This is a genomic window from Xanthomonas axonopodis, from assembly GCF_001304695.1.
Taxonomy (GTDB): Bacteria; Pseudomonadota; Gammaproteobacteria; order Xanthomonadales; family Xanthomonadaceae; genus Xanthomonas; species Xanthomonas axonopodis.
Genome location: NZ_JFAQ01000300.1, coordinates 1 through 3,825, shown reverse-complemented (window position 1 = coordinate 3,825; position 3,825 = coordinate 1). Strand labels below are relative to the sequence as shown.

Below are 3,825 nucleotides of genomic sequence, written 5' to 3'. Positions count from 1 at the left end.
CTCACCGCGCACAGTGCCATCCACGGCACCAGCGTCTCCATCCGTGCCAGGAACACATCGCGCCGCGTCGGGCGACGGTACTGTTCAAACCCGTTGCCCTGGTCAGCTGACATTGCCAAGGTCCGCTGCTTCATCGGCTTGCACCACCATCGCTGCGAAGCACTTATCCTCGCATCTTTGGAACTTGATCAGCGTTGCCTTAAATCAGCGGCAGAGAATACAACTGGAGCAAACGCAGGAACCGCAACGCCAGGGACCGGTGATCGGATAGATGGTTAAACGGGTCTGGTGTTGCCCGATCTGCTCGCCAATCCATTCTCAACCAATTGCCTGGCGGGCGCACTCCTACCGAATGAAGGTGATCCAACCTGCAGGCTATCGAGCTCAACGCATCACCCCGATGAACCGCAACCCCACGCCCGGTTCGGTGACGATGTAGTGCGGGTCGGCGGCATCGTCCTGCAGTTTCTGGCGCAATTTCCCGACCAGGATGCGCAGGTAATGGGTGTCTTCTTCGTGGGTGGGGCCCCACACTTCGCGCAGCAACTGCGGTTGGGTGACCACGCGGCCGGCGTGTTTCAGCAGCAGTGCGAGCAGGGCGTATTCCTTGCGGCTCAGCGGCACGGGCTCGCCGTTGAGGGTGACCTCGCGCAGGCCCAGATGGATATGCAGCCGGCCATCGTGGAACATGCTTTCTTCCACCGTGCTGCCGGCGCCGGCCTGGCGCAGCAGCGCGCGGATGCGCGCCATCAGTTCCTGCACGCCGAAGGGTTTGGTGACGTAGTCGTTGGCACCGGCATCGAGCGCGGCGACCTTTTCGGTTTCGCCGGCGCGCACGGTGAGCATGATCACCGGCACGTTGGACCACTGGCGGATCTCGCGCAGCACTTCATGCCCATCGCGGTCGGGCAGGCCGATGTCCAGCACCACCAGTTCGGCGCCCTGCCCGGCCAGCAAGGCCAGGCCTTCTTCGCCGGTACCGGCCTGCAGCACACGATAGCCCTGCGCACGCAGGCTGATGTCGAGAAAACGACGGATCTGCGGCTCGTCGTCGACGATCAGCACGCGGGCGGGCGGGATGGCAGTGAGGTCAGTCGGCATCGGGGCGAGGTGGTGCGGCGGGAACGAGCAACGGCAGCGTAATGCGGATTGTGGTGCCGTGACCATGCGCGCCTGCCAATGCCTCCACGCTGCCCCCGTGCGCGCCGATCATGCCCTGGCAGATGGCAAGACCCAGGCCGGTGCCGTTGCGCCCGCGGTCACCGCGCTCCACGCTGTAGAACATGTCGAAGATCCGCGCGCGCTCGTCTTCGGGAATGCCCGGGCCCTGGTCGCCGATGTCGATCTGCAACGCGCCGGCACGCAGCTGCGCGTGCACGGTCACCGGCACACCGGCTGGCGAAAATTTCGCCGCATTTTCCAGCACGTTGAAGATGGCCTGTTCCACCAGCGCCGGGTGCACCCAGATCGCCGGCAGGTCGGCCGCCAGGTCCAGTTGCAGGCGCACCTCCGGCTGGTAGCGCTGCAGGCGGCGGGTGGCCGAGCCGATCAATTCGTCCACGCCGATCCAGTCGCGATTCAAGGTCAGACCCGTGTGGCCGAGCCGGGTCATGTCCAGCAGGTTCTGGATGTAGCGATCCAGCCGCTCGCCTTCGAGCTGGATGGTGTCGAGCAGGCTGTGGCGGTCGTGCGCGTCCATCGCATCGCCGTAGCTGGCCAGGCTGCTGGCCGAGCCGATCATCGAGGCCAGCGGCGAGCGTAGATCGTGCGAGACCGACGAGAGCAAGGCAGAACGCAGGCGCTCGGTTTCGCCACTGACGCGCGCGCCTTCCAGATCGGCGACCAGGCGCGTGCGCAGCGCTGCCTGGCCGATGTCTTCCACCATCGCTTCGGCCAGGCGGCGTTGTTCCAGGCCGGGCCGTTGCAGAGTCTGCCGAAAGCGCAGCGCAGCCACACCCAGGGTGCCACGCTCGTGGCGTACCGGCAAGCACCACCACTGTGCCCCGGCCAGGGTGTCGGTGAAGCGTCCGGCGGGCTGGCCGTGGCGCTGGGTCCAATCGGCGGCGCTGCGATCAAGCGCACCGAAGCTGGTGGGCGCGTCGCTTTCGCGCTGCTCCAGGCGCAGCCAGACGTCGGCATCCAGCGCAGTGGCCAGCGCGCGACGGCCAGCTTCCAGCACCTGCCCCAGATCGGCCGCGGTGCTGAGCTGACGGGCCAGCGCCTGCAAGGCGTTGGCATGCGCATTGGCCGCGCGCAAGGCCAGTACCTGGCTGCGTAGACGCGAAGCCAGCCGGCCGGCGACCAGCGCGGCGATCAGAAACATGCACACCGTCACCACGCCCTGGCGCGCGCTGATCTGCAAGGTGAAACGCGGTTCGATGAAGAAGAAGTTGTAGGCGGCAAAACTCAGCAATGCGGCAACCACCGCAGCGGCCATGCGGGTGCGCGAAGCCACCAGCACCACCGCGACGATGAACACCATCGACAGGTCGTCGATGTCGGTCCAGCGTTGCAGCAACCAGGCGACCCCCACCGCACCAGCTGCGGCGATCGCAGCGAACGCCATGTCGTAACGCTGCAGCCATTGGCCCGGGTTGCGCCAGCGTTTGCGCGCACGTGCGCGCGCATCGGCGGAGCTGACGATGACCAGTTCGTAATGCGCGCCACGTTGCAGCAATTGCTGGGTCAACGTGCGGTTGAACATGCGCGCCAGCGGGCGCTCGCGGGTGCGCCCCAGCACCAGGGTGGAGATGCCGTTTTGCGAAGCGAAATCCAGCAAGGCATCGGCCACGTTGGCGCCGTGCAGCAGCGCGGTGTCGCCACCGAGACGATGGGCGAGCGCGAATGCGCGGTCGATTTCCAGCTGCCAGGCCGCATCGGTCACGGTGCGGGTCTGGACGGTGACCACCGTCCACGGTGCATCGCGCCGTTCCGACAGACGCCGTGCCACGCGCACCAGATAATCGGAGCTACCACGGCCATCGATGGCCACCACCACGCGGCGTCGCAACGCGGCGGTGCCGGGCAAGCCACGCGCGGCCTGGGTATCGCGCAGATCGCTGTCGACGCGGTCGGCAGCGGTCTGCATCGCCAGCTCGCGCAACGCCGTGAGGTTGGAAGGCGAAAAAAACGCCTGCAACGCCTGCGTGGCCTGCTCGGGCAGATACACCTTGCCCTGCTGCAGGCGCTCGATCAGTTCGCGAGGCGGCAGGTCCACCAGCACGATGTCGCGCAGGCGGTCGAACACGGCATCGGGCACGGTCTCGGACACGCGCACGCCGGTGATGCGCAGCACGATGTCGTTGAGGCTTTCCAGGTGCTGGATGTTGACCGTGGTGTAGACGTCGATGCCGGCATCGAGCAGCTCCACGATGTCTTGCCAGCGCCGTTCGTGGCGGCTGCCCGGCACGTTGCGGTGCGCCAGCTCGTCGATCAGGGCCAGCCGCGGCTTGCGCGCCAGCAAGGCATCCAGATCCAGTTCCTCCAGCACACGGCCCTGGTAGCTGACCCGGACGCGCGGCAGCAGCGGCAGGCCCTCCAGCAGCGCCGCGGTTTCGCTGCGCCCGTGGGTTTCCACCACGCCAGCCACCACATCCATGCCCTGGCGCAGGCGCTCACGCGCCCGCGACAACATGGCGTAAGTCTTGCCCACCCCGGGCGCCGCGCCCAGGAACACCGTCAACCGCCCACCGTGTTCGCGCTGTAATTCGCCGATCAGGGCGTCGGCTTGCTGGGTGCGGGCATCGGACATTGGAATGGGAAATAGGGAACGGGGAATGGCAAAGCCTACAGCTGCCCGACGATCCTAGGTGTTCAGTCCCGGCA

At 66.7% G+C, this 3,825-nt stretch carries 2 protein-coding genes and 1 pseudogene; all 3 read right to left on the bottom strand.

Features of this window, described 5'->3' with window-relative positions; all coding sequences use genetic code 11:
• Positions 1-134, bottom strand: a pseudogene (locus tag XAXN_RS22290) (IS5/IS1182 family transposase); the annotation flags it as partial.
• 250 nt (positions 135-384) lie between these two features.
• A complete protein-coding gene (locus tag XAXN_RS19890; RefSeq protein WP_042824266.1) occupies positions 385-1,101 on the bottom strand; it encodes a response regulator in 717 nt (238 codons plus the stop codon).
• Positions 1,091-3,751 carry a sensor histidine kinase gene (locus tag XAXN_RS19885; RefSeq protein ID WP_042824267.1) on the bottom strand — a complete coding sequence of 887 codons (2,661 nt, stop codon included), beginning with the start codon at positions 3,749-3,751 and terminating at the stop codon, positions 1,091-1,093. Before XAXN_RS19885 ends, XAXN_RS19890 begins: the two co-directional genes overlap by 11 nt.
• Positions 3,752-3,825: the final 74 nt, after the last annotated feature.